The 17,807-nt window shown below is 71.2% G+C and carries 15 protein-coding genes and 5 tRNA genes; 10 read left to right on the forward strand and 10 right to left on the reverse strand.

Features of this window, described 5'->3' with window-relative positions; translation table 11 throughout:
• Positions 1-44 precede the first annotated feature (44 nt).
• The 8 genes from MQV74_RS28880 to MQV74_RS28915 form a co-directional block, all read right to left on the reverse strand.
• Positions 45-629 carry a GTP-binding protein gene (locus MQV74_RS28880; RefSeq protein WP_030361923.1) on the reverse strand — a complete coding sequence of 195 codons (585 nt, stop codon included), beginning with the start codon at positions 627-629 and terminating at the stop codon, positions 45-47.
• Complete coding sequence (locus MQV74_RS28885) at positions 610-1,278, reverse strand: DUF742 domain-containing protein (RefSeq protein WP_242724083.1); 669 nt, start codon at positions 1,276-1,278, stop codon at positions 610-612. The genes MQV74_RS28880 and MQV74_RS28885 overlap by 20 nt, the downstream gene beginning before the upstream one ends.
• Before the next feature lie 62 nt (positions 1,279-1,340).
• Complete coding sequence (locus MQV74_RS28890) at positions 1,341-1,754, reverse strand: roadblock/LC7 domain-containing protein (RefSeq protein WP_030676106.1); 414 nt, start codon at positions 1,752-1,754, stop codon at positions 1,341-1,343.
• Between the two features lie 10 nt (positions 1,755-1,764).
• Positions 1,765-5,052 carry a nitrate- and nitrite sensing domain-containing protein gene (locus MQV74_RS28895; RefSeq protein WP_242724085.1) on the reverse strand — a complete coding sequence of 1,096 codons (3,288 nt, stop codon included), beginning with the start codon at positions 5,050-5,052 and terminating at the stop codon, positions 1,765-1,767.
• A gap of 341 nt (positions 5,053-5,393) precedes the next feature.
• A complete protein-coding gene (locus MQV74_RS28900; protein WP_030676100.1) occupies positions 5,394-5,996 on the reverse strand; it encodes a GTP-binding protein in 603 nt (200 codons plus the stop codon).
• Positions 5,977-6,381, reverse strand: coding sequence for a DUF742 domain-containing protein (locus MQV74_RS28905; protein WP_030676098.1), 405 nt, complete (start codon positions 6,379-6,381; stop codon positions 5,977-5,979). The genes MQV74_RS28900 and MQV74_RS28905 overlap by 20 nt, the downstream gene beginning before the upstream one ends.
• Before the next feature lie 158 nt (positions 6,382-6,539).
• A complete protein-coding gene (locus MQV74_RS28910) occupies positions 6,540-6,953 on the reverse strand; it encodes a roadblock/LC7 domain-containing protein (RefSeq protein ID WP_030676095.1) in 414 nt (137 codons plus the stop codon).
• A 9-nt stretch (positions 6,954-6,962) separates the two neighbouring features.
• Positions 6,963-10,940 (reverse strand): sensor histidine kinase, encoded by a 3,978-nt coding sequence (locus MQV74_RS28915; RefSeq protein WP_242724088.1) that lies wholly within the window; start codon positions 10,938-10,940, stop codon positions 6,963-6,965.
• Positions 10,941-11,511: 571 nt separating this feature from the next.
• Between MQV74_RS28915 and MQV74_RS28920 the strand changes: the two genes are divergently transcribed.
• The 9 genes from MQV74_RS28920 (at position 11,512) to MQV74_RS28960 (ending at position 15,566) form a co-directional block, all read left to right on the forward strand.
• A complete protein-coding gene (locus MQV74_RS28920; protein WP_242724090.1) occupies positions 11,512-11,682 on the forward strand; it encodes a hypothetical protein in 171 nt (56 codons plus the stop codon).
• A gap of 156 nt (positions 11,683-11,838) precedes the next feature.
• Entirely contained in the window at positions 11,839-12,615 is a 777-nt protein-coding gene (locus MQV74_RS28925) for a fumarylacetoacetate hydrolase family protein (protein WP_138962018.1), read from the forward strand.
• Positions 12,608-14,086 (forward strand): glutamate--tRNA ligase, encoded by a 1,479-nt coding sequence (gene gltX / locus MQV74_RS28930; protein WP_242724093.1) that lies wholly within the window; start codon positions 12,608-12,610, stop codon positions 14,084-14,086. Before MQV74_RS28925 ends, gltX begins: the two co-directional genes overlap by 8 nt.
• A 127-nt stretch (positions 14,087-14,213) precedes the next feature.
• The gene (locus MQV74_RS28935; RefSeq protein ID WP_242724095.1) at positions 14,214-14,975 is read left to right on the forward strand and encodes an HAD family hydrolase; all 762 of its coding nucleotides are present in this window, start codon (positions 14,214-14,216) and stop codon (positions 14,973-14,975) included.
• Between the two features lie 87 nt (positions 14,976-15,062).
• Positions 15,063-15,134, forward strand: a tRNA-Gln gene (locus tag MQV74_RS28940).
• A 21-nt stretch (positions 15,135-15,155) separates the two neighbouring features.
• Positions 15,156-15,228: transfer RNA gene (locus MQV74_RS28945), tRNA-Glu, on the forward strand.
• 62 nt (positions 15,229-15,290) lie between these two features.
• Positions 15,291-15,363: transfer RNA gene (locus MQV74_RS28950), tRNA-Glu, on the forward strand.
• 21 nt (positions 15,364-15,384) lie between these two features.
• Positions 15,385-15,456 (forward strand) — tRNA-Gln (locus MQV74_RS28955).
• Positions 15,457-15,493: 37 nt separating this feature from the next.
• Positions 15,494-15,566: transfer RNA gene (locus MQV74_RS28960), tRNA-Glu, on the forward strand.
• Positions 15,567-15,656: 90 nt separating this feature from the next.
• Here the strand turns inward: MQV74_RS28960 and MQV74_RS28965 are convergent.
• A complete protein-coding gene (locus MQV74_RS28965; protein WP_242724096.1) occupies positions 15,657-16,301 on the reverse strand; it encodes a MerR family transcriptional regulator in 645 nt (214 codons plus the stop codon).
• An 86-nt stretch (positions 16,302-16,387) separates the two neighbouring features.
• On the opposite strand from MQV74_RS28965, the gene MQV74_RS28970 reads away from it, so the two are divergent.
• Positions 16,388-16,888, forward strand: coding sequence for a DUF4188 domain-containing protein (locus MQV74_RS28970; RefSeq protein ID WP_242724098.1), 501 nt, complete (start codon positions 16,388-16,390; stop codon positions 16,886-16,888).
• 120 nt (positions 16,889-17,008) lie between these two features.
• Here the strand turns inward: MQV74_RS28970 and ndgR are convergent, their stop codons facing one another.
• Positions 17,009-17,725, reverse strand: a complete 717-nt coding sequence (ndgR, locus tag MQV74_RS28975) for an IclR family transcriptional regulator NdgR (RefSeq protein ID WP_138962023.1) — start codon at positions 17,723-17,725, stop codon at positions 17,009-17,011.
• Positions 17,726-17,807: the final 82 nt, after the last annotated feature.

The following is a 17,807-nucleotide window of genomic DNA, read 5'->3' on the forward strand; positions in this document are numbered from 1 at the left end:
CGTACTCGTTCGAGTACGGGGCCCACGGGCGTCAGTGCGGGGGCCTAGCGGAGACGGGCCATCAGGGCGTGCTCGACCAGGGTGATCAGCGCGGACTTCGCGTCGGCGCGGTGGCGCGCGTCCGTGGTGATGATGGGAGTGTCCGGGCCGATCTGCAGGGCCTCGCGGACCTCGTCCGGGGTGTACGGCTGGTGCCCGTCGAAGCCGTTGAGGGCGATGACGAAGGGCAGCCCGGAGTTCTCGAAGTAGTCGACGGCGGGGAAGCAGTCGGCGAGCCGCCTCGTGTCGACCAGGACGACCGCTCCGATGGCGCCGCGCACCAGGTCGTCCCACATGAACCAGAAGCGGTCCTGGCCCGGGGTGCCGAAGAGATACAGGATCAGATCCTGGTCGAGCGTGATGCGGCCGAAGTCCATGGCGACCGTCGTGGTCGTCTTGTCGCCGGTGTGCGTCAGGTCGTCGATGCCTGCCGACGCGGACGTCATCACGGCTTCGGTGCGCAGCGGGTTGATCTCCGAGACGGCCCCGACGAATGTGGTCTTGCCCACACCGAAGCCGCCCGCCACCACGATTTTCGCGCTGGTGGTGGAGCGGGCTGTTGCTCCTCCGCTAGAGCTTGCGAAGTCCACTGAGCACCCTTTCGAGCAGTGTCACGTCTGGCTGACCGCCGGCGGACTCGTCCCCGCCGGGCTGATGGATGGCGACGAGACCGGCCTCCGCCAGGTCGGCGACGAGGATCCGGGCTACGCCGAGGGGGATGGAGAGCAGTGCCGAGATCTCGGCGACCGACTTGATCTCGCGGCACAGGTTGCAGATGCGCTGATGCTCGGGCAACTGGCCCTGCAACTGATGCGGTTGTGCGGTGGTGTGCACCAGCGCCTCGATGGCGAGCTGGTACCGCGGCCTGGTGCGGCCGCCGGTCATGGCGTACGGACGCACCAGCGGGTTGCTGGCCACGGGCGCCGGCTCCGGGGAGCGGCGCTGCGACGGCGCGGGCTGGATGCGCGGCGCGTACGGCCGCTGCTGGTCGTACGCGCCCGGGGCGGGCTGCTGGTACGGCCCCGGCTGTTCGTACGCGCCCGGAGCGGGCTGGCCGTACGGGCCGGGCTGCCGGTACTGCGGCTTGCGGCGGTGGCTGGGCGCGGAGGGGAAGTCGTACCGGTTCTGCGAACCGTCACCCTGGCCCTGGCCACGGCCCGAAGGCCAGTTGGCCGAAGACGAACCGTCTGGGGGTGTTGCAGCCACGTACTCCTCCTCCGAAACTGTGCCCGGCGCCATCGCTGTGGAGCCGCGTCCCGAAACCTTACGGCCCCGGGACGCGAATACGCACCGTCTGTCTGTTAGTTGAGCAAGCTCCCCTGAAGCTCCGCGCGCAGGTCCGGAGTGAGGACGGTCCCGGCGCGGTCGACGAGAAGTGCCATCTCGTACCCAATGAGGCCGATGTCCGCTTCTGGGTGGGCGAGTACGGCAAGGGAGGACCCGTCGGAGATGGACATGATGAAGAGAAATCCTCGCTCCATCTCCACAACGGTCTGGGTCACCGAGCCGCCCTCGAAGATCCGGGAGGCCCCGGCCGTGAGGGAGGTGAGACCCGACGCGACCGCGGCGAGCTGATCGGCTCGGTCGCGCGGGAAACCTTCGGACATCGCCAGAAGGAGTCCGTCGGCGGAGACCACCACGGTGTGGGACACCCCGGGGGTGTTCTCCACGAAGTTGGTGATCAACCAGTTCAGGTTCTGCGCCGCCTGGCTCATCGGGCTCACACTAACGCTCCTGGTTGTAGGTGCTATCAGGGCTGAAGCCCTGGCCATTCGTGTCACTGCCCGCGCTGCGGCCCCGCTGGACGCCGCGGCGCAGGTTGCTCAGCCTGCCGCGTACTTCCTCGGGGTCGCGGGAGACCTGGGGGCCGCCCTGCGGGGTCTGCTCGGCCGTGCCCTCGACCAGGTTGGCCTTGGGCACCCGCCGCGGAAGACCGGACGGGGTGACCCCGCCCGCCTTGGGCTCCCGCAGCTGCTCGGCGCGGTGCCAGCGCTCGTCGTTGGCCGTGCGCCAGCTGTCCGGCTCACCGTTCGGGCTCTCGCCCTCGCGGCCCTCCTCGTCCTGCGCGGCGGGGGCGCTTCCGTTGCCGTTCGCCGCGGTGCTGCCCCGGCGCGGCAGGCCCGCGCCGGTCAGCTCGTGACCGGCCGAGGGGGGCGTCTGGGCAGGTCCCGGACGGTCGAAGCCTACGTGCTCGGGCTCGGCCGCGGCAGCCGCCGGAGCCGATTCCGCTTCGGGAGCGTACGCGCCCTGGTAGGGCTCCTGGTAGCTGTCACGCAGCGGCCAGTCGTCCTGGTGGGAACGGGCTGGGTAGGTGGCGAAGGGCTCCTCCTTGCCACCCGCGACGGCCTCGTGGCCGCCCTGGCCGGGCTCCGCATACGCGCCGTCCGGGTAGCCGTCCTGCGTCGTGTAGTACGCGTCGTCGTACCCGGCCTGTGCGGGTTGCGCGGACGGGCCCTGGTCGTACGTCGGCTGTCCGTCGTAGCCGGTGTCGTAGCCGCCCTGACCCTGGTCGTAGCCGGACGCCTGCGCGCCGTCGTACGCCTGCTGGGGGTCGTACTGCTCCTCGTAACCGGTCCGGGGCGTCTCGTACGCGCCCTGGTCCTGGTACGCCTGGGGCTGCTCGTACGCCTCCTGGCCACCTTGTGTCTCTTCGGGGTACGGCGGGCGGCCGGACTGGGCCTGTGCCTCCAGGGCCGCGCGGCGCTCCTCGCGGAGCAGGGAACGGCCGACCGGGTCGAGCTGGCCGCCCTGCCCCTCGGCGCCCTCGCCGTGGTAGGCGGTGTCGTCGAAGCCCAGCTCGGCGGCCGTGCGCAGCGGCTCGGCCGCCTGTGCCTGCTGCTCGGGGATGATCGAGGAGACCGTGAACTCGTTGTCCTGCGGGTGGAGTTCGCCGCCGCCACCGTGCGTGATGATCTCCGGGAGCATGACGAGCGAGGTGGTGCCCGCCTGCTCGCCCGAGGGGCGCAGCTGGACCCGGATGCCGTGCCGGTCCGACAGGCGGCCGACCACGAACAGGCCCATGCGCTGCGAGATCGCGGCGTCCACGGTCGGCGGGTTGGCGAGCCGGTGGTTGATGTCCGCGAAGTCCTCGGCGGTCAGGCCGATGCCCTTGTCGTGGATCTCGACCATCACGCGGCCGTCGGGGAGACGGGTCGCGGTGACCCTGACCTTGGTCTGCGGCGAGGAGAACGTGGTGGCGTTCTCCAGGAGCTCGGCGAGCAGGTGCACGAGGTCGGTCACGGCCAGGCCGTGGATCTCGGCCTCCGGGACGCCCGACAGCTCGATGCGCTCGTACTGCTCCACCTCGGAGGAGGCGGCGCGCAGCACGTCCACGAGCGGTACCGGCTGGTCCCAGCGGCGGCCCGGCTCCTCGCCGGACAGGACGAGGAGGTTCTCGCCGTTGCGCCGCATACGGGTCGCCAGGTGGTCCAGGCGGAAGAGGCTCTCCAGCTGGTCCGGGTCGGCCTCGTTGTTCTCCAGGTCGGTGATGAGGGTCAGCTGGCCCTCGATCAGCGACTGGTTGCGGCGCGAGAGGTTGGTGAAGATCGCGTTGATGTTGCCGCGGAGCAGGGCCTGCTCGGAGGCGAGCCGGACGGCCTCGCGGTGCACCTGGTCGAAGGCGCGGGCGACCTCGCCGATCTCGTCCGTGGTGGTGATCGGGATCGGCTGGACGCGGGTGTCCACGCGGCCCGGGTCGGTGCGCGAGAGCTGGTCGACCAGCATCGGCAGGCGCTGCTCGGCGATGCCGAAGGCGGCCGTGCGCAGGGAGCGCATCGAGCGGCTCATCTGGCGGGCCATGAGCCCGGCGAGGACGAAGGCGGCGAGCAGGGCGACGACGACCGCGGCACCGGTGATGAAGGCGTCGGTCTTGGCGTCGTCGGCGATGCCGGAGGCCTCGTTCACGGCCTTGTCGGTGAGGTCCGCCTCGATGGTGCGGTACGCGCCGAACTTGGCGGTGGTGGCCGCCCACAGCACCTTGCTGTCGACGCCCTTGCCCGCGAGGGCGACCCGGGAGCTCGGCCGGGTGTCCGGCATGCTCAGGATGAGTTCGAGCATCTTCTCGCCCTGCGGCGGCGGGACGTACTTCTTGCCCGCGGCGCGCGCCTCGGCGGCGCTCTGCTCGGCCTGCTTCGCGGCGTCGGCGATCAGCCGCTTCCTGGCCTCCTCCAGCTTCCGCACGTCCGAGGGCGTGCCGCCGCCGGTGTACTCCTCGATGGCGATGCGCTCGAGGTAGGCGTACGAGGAGAAGGAGACCTTCTGCTTGGTGAAGTCGCCCTGGGTCGGGCCCGGCTTCTCCAGCAGGTGGGTGCCGATGGAGCGCTGCAGCGAGAGCGCGGCCTTGGCCAGGGACACCGCGTAGACGGTGCGGCCGTAGGAGGTGATGTTGCCGGTGCCGAGGCCGAGTTCGTTGGCGAACTCCATCAGCGGGTGCTGGATGGCGACGTAGCCCTCTTCGGTCCGCACACCGGGCAGCTTGCTGGTGTACGCGGCCTGGCGCAGGCCCTCCAGCTTGGGCTCGACCTTCTTGAAGGTCGCGAGCCGGCGCTCCAGGCCCTCCTTCTTCGGCATGTCCTCGGCGGCGTCGGCGAAGACGGCGGCGGCCCGGTCGGTGGCCTTGCGGGCCTTGGCCACGTCCGGGTCGTTCTTCTTGCCGCCCAGCAGGGGCGCGGCGGAGACGTCGCGCTCCTCGATGAGGCGGTTGCCGTAGTCCAGCGAAGCGCGCACCAGACGGGCCGTGGCCTCGGCGTCGCGGGCCTCGTCCCAGGTGTCGATGGCGCCCTTGACCTGGAAGCCGCCCATGACGAGACCCACGAGCACGGGTATGAGGAGGATCGCGTTGAGGCGGGTCGGTACGCGCCAGTTCCGGGGCGAGAGCCGCCCGCCGGAGGCGGCCTGTGGCTCGCCACCGGGTACGTCCGCGGACGGCGACGGCGTCGCCGCTCGCGGGGGCGGGGTGAAGTTGCCCCGCGTGTCCCGTTCCGGGGGTGCGGGGCTCGTCTTGCTTCGCCTCACTCGACCAACAACCTCTCGGCGGCGGCTCCCGCGCTGGTGCCGCTGTCGTCTCCAAAGGCCCGTGCTACTGGGCAGTTCAGCGCATTCCAGCACGTCAGGTGGTGCTCCTCCAAACAGTAGGAGCGAAGCGATCCGAGTGGTGCAAGCCTCAGATAAATCGGTCATAAAGAGCGAGCCCCGCCAAAAGGCGGGGCTCTTGTGAGCACAGTGATACCGGCCGACCGCGATGTGTGGCCGCGTCGGCGGAATTCTCTGTCGAAACGTTATGAACACGGCAGCCGTCCGTGTCAAAGGACACAGATCGTTCCGTGCGATTTACGGCAACTTCCGTATGATCCCGCCTACTTGAGTCGTGCCATGAGCGCGTGCTCGACCAGCGTGATCAGGCCACTCTTTGCTTCCGCACGCTGTCGGGCATCCGTCGTGATGATGGGGGCGTCCGGGCCGAGCTGCAGCGCTTCGCGGACCTCGTCCGGGGTGTAGGGCTGCTGGCCGTCGAAGCCGTTGAGGGCGATGACGAACGGCAGTCCGGAGTTCTCGAAGTAGTCCACAGCGGGAAAACAGTCGGCCAGGCGCCGGGTGTCGACCAGGACGATGGCACCGATCGCGCCGCGCACCAGGTCGTCCCACATGAACCAGAAGCGGTCCTGGCCCGGGGTGCCGAACAGATACAGGATCAGATCCTGGTCAAGGGTGATGCGGCCGAAATCCATCGCCACCGTGGTGGTGGTCTTGTCACCGGTATGCGTGAGGTCGTCAATACCCGCTGACGCGGACGTCATCACCGCTTCGGTGCGCAGCGGATTGATCTCCGAGACCGCGCCGACGAACGTGGTCTTGCCCACGCCGAAGCCGCCCGCCACCACGATCTTGGCCGACGTGGTGGACCGGCCTGCGGCGGCGGAGTCCGCGAAGCCGCCCGCGCTAGAGCTTGCGAAGTCCACTGAGCACCCTTTCGAGCAGAGTCACGTCTGGCTGGCCACCGGTGTTCTCGTCACCGCCGGGCTGGTGGATCGCGACGAGCCCGGCCTCGGCCAGGTCGGCCACCAGGATGCGGGCGACGCCGAGGGGCATCGAGAGCAGCGCGGACACCTCGGCCACCGACTTGACCTCACGGCACAGGTGGCAGATCCGCTGGTGCTCGGGGAGCAGCCCCATCAGCTGGGCCGGGTCCGCCGTGGTGCTGACCAGCGCCTCGATCGCGAGCTGGTAGCGGGGCCTGGTCCGGCCACCGGTCATCGCGTACGGGCGCACCAGCGGCTGGTCACCCTCGTAGCCGTATCCGGCTTGGGCGCCGTACGGGTCATGAGAGGCGGTGGGCGGGTTCATGGATCCTCCGGGCGGGACAGCAGTTCGTCTGCGTTCCGTCTGACGTCAGCCTGGTGGGGGCATGAGTGGCGGCCGGACGGTGGGTGGTTGCGTACGGATCGGACGTCCCCGGCCTGTGGGGTGGCCGGGGGCTGCGGCGGGCCGGGCCCGCGCGCCGGCTAGTGCAGCAGGCTGCCCTGGAGCTCGGCGCGCAGGTCCGGGGTGAGGACGGTGCCCGCACGGTCGACGAGCAGCGCCATCTCGTACCCGACGAGGCCGATGTCGCACTCCGGGTGCGCGAGCACCGCCAGGGACGAGCCGTCGGAGATGGACATGAGGAACAGGAAGCCGCGCTCCATCTCCACGACGGTCTGCGTGACCGCCCCGCCCTCGAAGATCCGGGAGGCCCCGGCGGTGAGGGAGGTCAGGCCGGAGGCGACGGCCGCGAGCTGGTCGGCGCGGTCGCGCGGGAAGCCCTCGGACATCGCGAGAAGCAGGCCGTCGGCGGAGACCACGACCGTGTGGGACACCCCGGGGGTGTTCTCCACGAAGTTGGTGATCAACCAGTTCAGGTTCTGTGCCGCCTGGCTCATCGGACTCAACTAACGCTCCTGCTGGTGAGTGGGGCGAGGGAAACTGCCGGTCTGGCCGGTACCGGCCTGGCGACCCTGCTGAATGCCCCGACGGAGATTGGTCAGCCGGCCGCGCACGTCGTCGGGCGCGCGCGAGACCTGCGGACCCGAGCTGTCCTGCGCCTGCTGTGCGGTGCCCGCCACGAGGTTCGCCCGTGGCACGCGGCGCGGGAGGCCGGAGGTGGTGACGCCGCCCGCGGAGGGCTGCCGGACGCGCTCGGCCTGGCGGCCCAGCTCGTCGTTCGGCGTGGCGCGCCAAGCGGTGTTGCCGGTGGTGCTGTTCGGGTGCTGCTGGTTCTGCGCGTTCTGCTGGTTCTGCTGGTTCTGGGGGGCGCCCTGACCGCTACCGCTCTGGCCGGGCTGGGCGTGCTGCTGCCCCTGCGGGCCCGGGGCCTGGAAGCCGCCCGGACGCTGGGCGGGCGGCGGGGTCCCGGGGGACTGCTGCGGCGCACGCGCGCCCTGCGGGCGGGCGCCCTGGGGACGCGTGCCGTCGAGCGGCCGCTGCGGCTCGCGCTGCGGGAGCTGCGGCTCCCTGCGGGGGAGCCGGGCCCCGCGCTGCGGAAGCTGCTGGGACTGCTGGGCCTGCGGCGCACCGGCGTCCGGGCGGTGGCCCCCCGGCTCCTGGCCGCGCTGCGGCAGCTCGGGGCGGTGGCCCTGCTCGGCCGGGCGGGTGCGCTCGGCCTGCTGGCGCTCCTGCTCGGCACGGGCCTGGCGCTCCTGCTCGGCACGTTCCTGCTGGGCCCGCTGCTGCTGTTCGGCCTGCGCCTGCGCCTGCTGCGAGAACCAGTTGGTCTCCAGCGTGTCGTACAGCGGCGTACGGCCGTCCAGCGGACCGGACGCGGGCGGCAGGGCCTCCGGCTCGGTCTGCTGCGGCTCGGGCGCCTGCGGAAGCTGGGCCTGGGGGCGCTGCGCCTGCTGCCCGCCCTGGTCCAGATCGGCGCGCGGGGCCTGCTCGCGGCGGGGCGCGGGCGGCCGCGGCACCGAGAACTCACCGGTGGCGTGCGGCGACTGGCCCGCCTGCGGAGTCTGGGGCGCCTGCGGGGCCTGGCCCGCGGGGCCGCCGAAGACGTCGGAGCGCACGAACTCGCCGGTGGCGCCGCTCGGGGCGTCGCCCTGCGTGCCCGGCGGCGGTCCGTCGAAGTCGGGGCGGTCGAACTGCGCGGTCGAGCCAGGACCCTGGAGGTCGTCGGCGAGGCCCGCGGGGTGTGCGAACTGGCCGGTGGACTCGGGCTCCTCGTGGCCGCGCGGAGCGTCGAAGGGCTCGCGCGAGACCTGCGGCTGCGCGTTCTCGTCGCTCCAGCTGGGCACACGGGGCTGCTGCGGGCTGCCGCCGGGCAGCTCGGCCCGCGGTCCGCCGCGCGGCGGCAGCTGCGGCCTGCGGTCCCGCTCACCCGGGCCGGAGCCCGCGCCCGAGCCGGACCCGGCGGCCTGACCCGCGTCGTTCGTACGCTGCTGGGGCACCGGAGGCTGCGGCATGCTGCCCGCCCCGGAGCGGCCGCCGCCCTGGCCCTGGCCGAAGGCACCGGGACCGCCCGCGAGGCCGCCCGGCGCCACCGGGGACCCGGCCGAGGGCGCGCCCTGGCCGTTGCCGCGCGAGGGCAGCGCCGCCCGCGGGCCCGAGCCCGCGACCTGGCCGCGCTGGGCACCGGCGGCGGGGCCGACCTGGTTGTTCTGGCGGGCGCGGGCCGCGCCGCTCAGACCGGCCGCCACACCGCCACCGCGGCGCGCGGCGGCGGCACCCGCGGCGGCCTGGGCCGCGGCGGGACCGCCGGTCGGCGCCGGGGCGCCGGGCTGGCCCGGGCCCTTCTTGCCGCCCTGGGCGACGTCGACGGGGAGCATGACGAGCGCGGTCGTGCCGCCGGAGTCCGAGGGCCGCAGCTGGATGCGGATGCCGTGGCGCTGCGAGAGGCGGCCGACCACGAACAGACCCATGCGGCGGGAGACGGAGACGTCCACGGTGGGCGGCGACGCGAGCCGCTCGTTGATCGCGGCGAGGTCCTCGGGGGAGAGGCCGATGCCGGTGTCGTGGATCTCGATGAGCACGCGGCCGTCGGGCAGCGCGTGACCGGTCACCTTGACCTTGGTCTGCGGCGAGGAGAACGAGGTCGCGTTCTCAAGGAGCTCGGCGAGGAGGTGCACGAGGTCGTTGACCACGCGGCCCGCGACGTCGGTGGCGGGCACCGAGGACAGCTCGATGCGCTCGTACTGCTCCACCTCGGAGGCGGCGGCACGGAGGACGTCGACGAGCGGCACGGGCCGCGTCCAGCGGCGGCCGGGCTCCTCACCGGCGAGCACGAGGAGGTTCTCGCCGTTACGGCGCATGCGGGTCGCGAGGTGGTCGAGCTTGAACAGCGAGGACAGCTGGTCCGGGTCGGCCTCGCGGGACTCCAGCTCGGAGATGAGCGAGAGCTGGCGCTGGATGAGGCCCTGGGAGCGGCGCGAGAGGTTGGTGAACATCGCGTTGACGTTGCCCCGCAGGAGGGCCTGCTCGGCGGCGAGGCGGACGGCCTCGCGGTGCACGTCGTCGAAGGCCGCGGCCACCTGGCCGATCTCGTCCCGGGAGTGCACACCGACGGACTCCACGGACGTGTCGACGTCCTGCGGGTCGGACTCGGAGAGCTGCTTGACCAGCTCGGGCAGGCGGTCCTGGGCGACCTTGGTGGCGGTGTCCTGGAGCCGGCGCAGCGAGCGGATCATGGACCGGGCCACGACGAAGGCGCCGACGAGCGAGACGCCGAGCACCAGCAGGATGAGCGCACCGTTGAGGATCGCCTGCTGCTCGGACTCGTTCCGCAGCGAGCGGGCCTTCTGCTCCATCTCGTCGAGCAGCGTCAGCTCGATCTTGCCCATCTCCGAGATCTTGGTGGAGTCGGCGTCCACCCAGTCCTTGTAGGAGCGCTTGCCGCGGAGCTTGATGCCGTCCGGCTGTTCGAGCACGCGCTGGGCGTAGGCGTCGGCGCCCTGGATCGTCTGGTTGCCGCGGCTGATGGGGGCGAGCAGCTTCGCGCCGTTGCCGACGTAGATCCGGTTGAAGGACTGGAGTTCGTCCGTCTCCTTCTCCAGCGCGGTGAGGGCGTAGCGGCGGTCGAGGTCGGAGAGCTTGCCGAACTCGCGGTTGTTCGCCGGGAGCGCGGCCGCGATGACGGCCCGCTGGACGGACGCGAACTCCTTGGCGGAGGAGAAGGCCGCCAGGGCGCGGGTGCGCTGGATCATGTCCGGGTTGCTGGTCGCCTGCGCCATGTCCTCGGAGAGCGCGAGGAGCTGCTGGATCAGCTGGCTGTAGCCGTCGACCGTCTGCGAGGACGGGACCTTCTTCTGGTAGGCGTCCCGGCGGACGTCCTTGATCTTCTGCAGCTGCCGGGTGATCTGGACCGTGTTCTGCCGGATGCCGAGGAAGCCCTTGTCGCCGTCGCTGTCGTCGACGTTCTGGGTGCCCGACAGGAAGTTCTTGTAGGCGCGGTCCGTCTTCTCCCGCACGCTCTTGACGGTGAAGTCCGTGTCGCTGGCGCCGTGCGAGAGCGGGCCCGCCGACTGGTCGCGCTCCTCCTGGAGCGCGACGGCGAGGCGGGTGGCGTCCTCCGTCAGATCGGTCAGCAGCTTCATGTTGTCGAGCTGCTGGATCTCGTCCATCGACGAGTTGATGCGCAGGGCGCCCAGCGAGGTCGCCGTGATGACGGGGAGCGCGAGGAGCGAGACCAGACGGGTCGAGATGCGCCAGTTGCGCAGGGCTATTCGAGGGCCGGGACCGGGGGGTGTCTTGGAGCCCTTCGCCTTTGTCCCGTCCGCGGGCGCACCGCCGCCCGGCGCGCCCGTACGCGCGGCTCCGGGGCCGTCGCCGGACTGTACCGATGCGGGGTTCTGGGCGTGCTGGGCCGAGGAGCCGCGGTCACTTCCGCCGCGCTCCGGCTCCGCCGCAGCGCTGCCATCCCTCTTGAAACGTCCCTGCACTAGCGTCGCAACCTCTGGACCAGGCGTCCTGCCGCGTGGACGGCGGGACGGTGTCGGCGTCTCGGGGCGTCAGGCACCCCATGGTGGTCGTGAGACCGGCGCTGCTCCCCCTTCCCGCCGCCCTCGGCGCTGCGTTGCGCCCCTGTGCGCCGGTTCGATCCCGCGGCGGTCCCGGGAATTCCAGCACAGTGCAGGATCTCCAACAAGGCCCGTGGTCCAGGCCGGCCTCCCCGTGACAGCACGTGAGGACCGCGTCACGAGACGTAGAAACTCAATCCGCCCAAATCGGATTTTCCCGTACGAGCCGCGAGGCCGGAGTCGGTGTCCCAGTCTTCATGATCAGGAGCGGAATGAGAGCTTCAGGGGGGCAATGTCCGATTTCAAGGGCCGTATGGGCAGCCGGAATTGACCCATTTATCCATGCCCTCGTGAGCAAACTCACACGAAGATCATGGCCTCTTCTCGACATTGCGCGGGAATTGCATGTTTAGCCTGACGCTTTACAGGGATGGGGAATCCGACAATCGGCGTCCACTCGGCGGCGCCCCGATCGACAGGGCCAGAACAGCAGATGAAGTCCACGATGATGTTCCGCAACATAGCCAACCCGCGCCGCACCACCCTCGCGCACCTCGAGGACGCCGAAGCCCTGCAGACGGCCCCCGAGCGGCCGGAGCACTCCGTGGACCTGCCCACCCAGACGGCCAACCCGAAGCGCACCATCCTCATGGAAGCCCCGTAGCCGTACGGCCCTCCGGAAGGGACAGCTCGTCCGGCATGAACGCAGCCCGTCCGGCGATCGAGGACGAGCCGCGAAGCGGCGAAAAGGGGAAGCGGGGCGAAGCCCCATAGACTGGGCCCACCCAGATCACCCGCACAAGCAAAGGGCACCGTCCACGTGCGTATCGCCAGGTTCTCCATCGACGGAAACGTCGCCTTCGGCGCGGTCGAGGGCGACAAGCCGGACGAGCTCGTCGTCGACATCATCAAGGGCAGCCCGTACGGCGACTTCGAGCTGAGCGGCGTCAAGGTCCCGCTCAGCAAGGTCCGGCTCCTCGCCCCCGTCATCGGCCACAAGATCGTGGCCTTCGGGCGGAACTACGCGGCGCACGCCAAGGAGCTCGGCCACGAGGTGCCGGAGGCCCCGTTCGCCTTCTTCAAGCCCGCCACCTCGATGATCGGGTCCGGCGACGCCATCCAGTACCCGCCGTTCTCCGAGGAACTGCACCACGAGGCGGAGCTGGCCGTCGTCATCGGCCGCATGTGCCGCGAGGTCCCGCGCGAGCGCGTCAAGGACGTCGTCTTCGGCTACACCTGTGCCAACGACGTCACCGCCCGCGACGTGCAGAAGCGCGAGAAGCAGTGGGCCCGGGCCAAGGGCTTCGACACGTCCTGCCCGCTCGGCCCCTGGGTGGAGACGGAGCTCGACCCGAGCGACCTCACGATCCAGTGCACGGTCAACGGCCAGCAGCGCCAGCTCGGCCGCACCTCCGAGATGGTGCACTCCATCGAGGACCTGGTCGTGAACATCTCCGAGGCCATGACGCTGCTGCCCGGCGACGTCATCCTCACCGGCACCCCCGAGGGGGTTGGCCCCCTCAACGTCGGCGACGAGGTCGCCGTCACCATCGAAGGCATCGGCACTCTCACCAACAAGGTGATCAAGCGTGGCTAACGCGACGAACGTACGCGTACGTTTCTGTCCCTCCCCGACCGGCAACCCGCACGTGGGCCTGGTCCGCACCGCCCTGTTCAACTGGGCCTACGCCCGGCACAACGAGGGCACCCTGGTCTTCCGCATCGAGGACACGGACGCCGCCCGCGACTCCGAGGAGTCGTACGAGCAGCTCCTGGACTCCATGCGCTGGCTGGGCTTCGACTGGGACGAGGGCCCCGAGGTCGGCGGCCCGCACGCGCCGTACCGACAGTCGCAGCGCATGGACACCTACCGGGACGTCGCCGAGAAGCTCCTCGCCGCCGGGCACGCCTACCCGTGCTACTGCACCACCGAGGAGCTGGACGCCCGCCGCGAGGCCGCCCGCGCCGCGGGCAAGCCGTCCGGCTACGACGGCCACTGCCGCGACCTCGGCGCCGAGCAGAAGCAGGCGTACGAGGCCGAGGGCCGCAGCCACATCGTCCGCTTCCGGATGCCGGACGAGGCCACCACCTTCACCGACCTGGTCCGCGGCGAGATCACCGTCCAGGCCGAGAACGTCACCGACTACGGCATCGTCCGCGCGAACGGCGCCCCGCTGTACACGCTGGTCAATCCGGTCGACGACGCCCTGATGGAGATCACCCACGTCCTGCGCGGCGAGGACCTGCTCTCCTCGACGCCGCGCCAGATCGCGCTCTACAAGGCGCTGATCGAGCTGGGCGTCGCCAAGACCATCCCGCAGTTCGGCCACCTGCCGTACGTCATGGGCGAGGGCAACAAGAAGCTCTCCAAGCGCGACCCGCAGGCGAGCCTGAACCTCTACCGCGAGCGCGGCTTCCTGCCCGAGGGCCTGCTCAACTACCTCTCCCTGCTCGGCTGGTCCTTCTCCGCCGACCAGGACGTCTTCTCGATCGACGAGATGGTCGCGAAGTTCGACCTCGCCGACGTGAACTCCAACCCGGCCCGCTTCGACCTGAAGAAGGCCGAGGCCATCAACGCCGACCACATCCGCATGCTGGACGTGAAGGCGTTCGCCGCGGCCTGCGAGCCGTGGCTGCGCGCCCCGCACGCCCCCTGGGCGCCCGAGGACTTCGACGCGGCCGTCTGGGAGGCGATCGCCCCGCACGCCCAGACCCGGCTCAAGGTCCTCTCGGAGATCACGGACAACGTCGACTTCCTGTTCCTGCCGGAGCCGGTCTTCGACGAGGCCTCCTGGACCAAGGCCATGAAGGAGGGCTCCGACGCGCTCCTGAGCACCGCCCGCGCCAAGCTGGAGGCGGCCGACTGGTCGTCCCCCGAGGCCCTCAAGGAGGCCGTCCTGGCCGCCGGTGAGGAGCACGGCCTCAAGCTCGGCAAGGCCCAGGCCCCCGTCCGCGTCGCCGTCACCGGCCGCACGGTCGGTCTGCCCCTCTTCGAGTCCCTGGAGATCCTCGGCAAGGACCGCGCCCTGGCCCGCATCGACGCGGCGCTGGCGAAGCTCGGCGCGTAACGCCGTGTGATCCCGCGCACCGGCGCGCGCACGGCGCGTGCCGGCCCGCGCGCACGGCCCGTACGGTCCGGACGAAAGGGCCCGGAAGCCATCACGGCTTCCGGGCCCTTTCGCGTACGTTCGGAACATGCCGATCAACGCCGTTGGGCCGCAGCGCGCCGCCGGACCGGTCAGGGCCGTCGTCTGGGACGTCGACGACACCCTCTTCGACTACGCGTCCGCCGATCTGGCGGGCATGCGGGCCCACCTCGCCGCCGAGGGCCTCCTCGCCCGGTACGACAGCGCCGATCGCGCCCTGGCCCTGTGGAAGGAGGTCACGGACCGGCACTGGGCCCGCTTCGGCGCCGGCGAGGTGGAGTACTACGCGCAGCGCAGGGACCGCGTCCGCGAGTTCCTCGGCGCCGCCCTCGACGACACGGAGGCCGACGCCTGGTTCGGCCGCTACCTGGGGCACTACGAGGCCGCCTGGGCCCTCTTCCCGGACACCGTGCCCACCCTGGACGCCCTCGCCGGGGACTACCGCCACGCGGTCCTGTCCAACTCGGCGCTCTCCGTGCAGGAGTACAAGCTCAGCGCGCTCGGCGTGCGCGACCGCTTCGAGACCGTCCTGTGCGCCGCCGACCTCGGCGTCGCCAAACCGGCCCCGGAGGCCTTCCGGGCGGTGTGCGAGGCGCTCGCCCTCGCCCCCGGGGAGATCGCCTACGTCGGCGACGAGCCGGACATCGACGCGCGCGGCGCCCGCGACGCGGGCCTGCTCGGCATCTGGCTCGACCGCAACGGCGCGCGGGGGGACGGCCCGTCGGGAGTCCACCGCATCACGAGCCTCACGGAGCTCCCCGCGCTGCTGCGCTCGGATACCCGTTTTGGAGCGCCGTCCACCTTCGGGTAATGTTCTTCCTGCGCCGCCCGAGAGGGCCGAAAGGTCCGGCAGGAAAGCGCAACCGGAACAGAACCCCTCCCGGGGGTTGCGTTCCAGTGGCCTATGGTGTAATTGGCAGCACGACTGATTCTGGTTCAGTTAGTCTTGGTTCGAGTCCAGGTAGGCCAGCTCGCAGAGCTCATCTGCAAAGCCCCCGTTGTGTAGCGGCCTAGCACGCTGCCCTCTCAAGGCAGTAGCGCCGGTTCGAATCCGGTCGGGGGTACAGATCCTTCCCGCGAGGACGGTATGGGTAGCTCCCACCGACCTTGATGCAGGATCGCTAGGGCCCCCGTTGTGTAGCGGCCTAGCACGCCGCCCTCTCAAGGCGGTAGCGCCGGTTCGAATCCGGTCGGGGGTACAAACTGGTCTAAACCATCATTGGTCTATGGTGTAATTGGCAGCACGACTGATTCTGGTTCAGTTAGTCTAGGTTCGAGTCCTGGTAGACCAGCTCGGATCTGCGGCGGTTCAACGTCTGCAAGATCCTCGCCCCCGTTGTGTAGCGGCCTAGCACGCCGCCCTCTCAAGGCGGTAGCGCCGGTTCGAATCCGGTCGGGGGTACAGAGACCGAAGGGCCTCCACCACGGTGGGGGCCCTTCGGCGTGTCCGGGGCGCGAGGGCCGGAGCCCGGCTCCGCCCGGCCCCTCCGCCCTACTCGATGCCGTACCGCCGCGCCGACTCCTCCTCCTGCGCGAGCCGGTGCAGCGCCCGCAGGACCGGCTCGCACAGGACCGCCGCCGCCACCGCCGTCTCGACCCGCTCCGCCTCCGAGCCGTGCGTCTCCAGGAAGTCGAGATCCAGCTTCGCCGCCGCGTGCATCAACTCCGCGTACGGCGCCATGCGTTCGGCGTCCCAGGCGTAACCGAGGCGGTTCAGCGTCGCCACCGCCGCGACCAGGGAACGGTGCACGGGGGAGAGCTCGGCGAGCTCCCGCGAGGTCTCCCAGCCGAGCCGCCGCAGCAGCAGGTCCACCTCGGCGCGCGCCCCGGTCACGGTCGGGTCGGCCTCGTCCGGCTCCGGGCCCTGCGGCAGCGCCCACAGGGCCGCGCCCATGCGGATCGTGCGCCCCAGGGAGTCGTCGTCGACGTGCCCGAGGACCTCCTTGGCGGTCGCCACCGGCACCCGGCCCACCTGGATGAGCGCCCGCACCAGGCGCAGCCTGCGCAGATGCCCGTCGTCGTAGTCCGCCGTCGTCGTGTTGACCTGACGGCCGGGCGGCAACAGGCCCTCGCGCAGGTAGTACTTGATCGTCGCGGTGGACACACCGCTGCGCTCGCTCAGCTCGGCCAGCCGCATCTCTTGCGCCTCCCATCGGGTAGTGGCACTATCCAAGCATGAGCCGGTCGGATAGTGCCGCTCGCCAACAGGTCTCAGGGGGAGCCATGCCGGGCAGGTCCGTCACCGCGGGACGCACCACCGCTGATGCCCGGGGGGAGGTGGTGGTCCTCCTGATCGGCATGCGCGTCAACCACTTCTGGGCCGTGCACCACTGGGGCCCCGTGTTCCTCGCGATGGTCCGCATGCTGCGCGAGCTGGGCCGGGACAAGAGCCAGGGGCTGCTGCGACACGTCCTGCTCACGGCGTCGCCCCGGACGTACTACGTCGTCCAGTACTGGGAGTCCAAGGAGCAGCTGTACGCGTACGCGCACTCGCCGCGGATGTTCCACCACAGGGCCTGGGCGATCGCCAACCGCAAGGAGCGGGCGGGAAAGGCGCGCCGGCATGTGGGCCTGTGGCACGAGACGTACATCGTGCCGGAGGGCGCGTACGAGGCGATCTATATGGACATGCCCGCCTTCGGCCTCGCGGCGGCGCACGGGCAGGTCCCGGTGGAGCGGCGCGGGCGGCAGGCGAAGGACCGGCTCGCGTACCGGTCGGGCTGACGGCGTGCGGAAGAGCTGACGGAGTGCTGAACGGCTGACGACGTCAGGAAAAGGGGAGAGGGCCCGCCGCGGCGTTGGGGCGGGCCCTCTCCCTGAGGTCGTACGACGGTCGCGCGCGGCTCAGTTCGTGCGGCGCAGGGCCTCGGAGAGGCGGCCGGCCGCGTCGATGACGGCCTGGGCGTGCATGCGGCCCGGGTGCCGGGTCAGGCGCTCGATGGGGCCCGAGACGGAGACCGCGGCCACCACGCGGTTCGAAGGGCCCCGCACGGGCGCGGACACCGAGGCGACGCCCGGCTCCCGCTCGCCGATCGACTGGGCCCAGCCCCTGCGGCGCACCCCGGACAGGGCCGTCGCCGTGAAGCGCGCGCCCTGCAGGCCCCGGTGCAGCCGCTCCGGCTCCTCCCAGGCCATCAGGATCTGCGCGGACGAGCCCGCCTTCATGGTGAGCGTCGAGCCGACCGGGACGGTGTCCCTGAGGCCCGAGAGGCGCTCGGCCGCCGCCACGCAGATGCGCATGTCGCCCTGGCGGCGATACAGCTGGGCGCTCTCGCCCGTGACGTCGCGCAGATGCGTGAGCACCGGGCCCGCCGTGGCGAGCAGCCGGTCCTCGCCCGCCGCCGCGGCCAGCTCGGCCAGGCGCGGACCGAGGATGAACCGGCCCTGCATGTCCCGCGCCACCATCCGGTGGTGTTCCAGAGCCACGGCGAGCCGGTGCGCCGTGGGTCGTGCGAGTCCGGTGGCCGCGACCAGTCCCGCGAGGGTGGCCGGACCGGACTCCAGAGCGCCCAGGACAAGGGCTGCCTTGTCCAGGACGCCTACGCCGCTAGAGTTGTCCATGAAACGATACTCGCGTCTCACTCTGTGAAACGCAAGTTCAAAATTCCCAGGAACCCGCCACCCTGGAGGAGCGATCCGCCGA

The sequence above is a fragment of the Streptomyces sp. AN091965 genome, from assembly GCF_022698285.1.
Lineage (GTDB): Bacteria > Actinomycetota > Actinomycetes > Streptomycetales > Streptomycetaceae > Streptomyces.

Coding starts and splice junctions, on each gene's coding strand:
- MQV74_RS28885 (WP_242724083.1), bottom strand. CDS start 1,278: ATGGCGCCGGGCACAGTTTCGGAGGAGGAGTACGTGGCTGCAACACCC.
- MQV74_RS28890 (WP_030676106.1), bottom strand. CDS start 1,754: ATGAGCCAGGCGGCGCAGAACCTGAACTGGTTGATCACCAACTTCGTG.
- MQV74_RS28905 (WP_030676098.1), bottom strand. CDS start 6,381: ATGAACCCGCCCACCGCCTCTCATGACCCGTACGGCGCCCAAGCCGGA.
- MQV74_RS28910 (WP_030676095.1), bottom strand. CDS start 6,953: ATGAGCCAGGCGGCACAGAACCTGAACTGGTTGATCACCAACTTCGTG.
- MQV74_RS28920 (WP_242724090.1), top strand. CDS start 11,512: ATGAAGTCCACGATGATGTTCCGCAACATAGCCAACCCGCGCCGCACC.
- MQV74_RS28935 (WP_242724095.1), top strand. CDS start 14,214: ATGCCGATCAACGCCGTTGGGCCGCAGCGCGCCGCCGGACCGGTCAGG.
- MQV74_RS28965 (WP_242724096.1), bottom strand. CDS start 16,301: ATGCGGCTGGCCGAGCTGAGCGAGCGCAGCGGTGTGTCCACCGCGACG.
- MQV74_RS28970 (WP_242724098.1), top strand. CDS start 16,388: ATGCCGGGCAGGTCCGTCACCGCGGGACGCACCACCGCTGATGCCCGG.
- ndgR (WP_138962023.1), bottom strand. CDS start 17,725: ATGGACAACTCTAGCGGCGTAGGCGTCCTGGACAAGGCAGCCCTTGTC.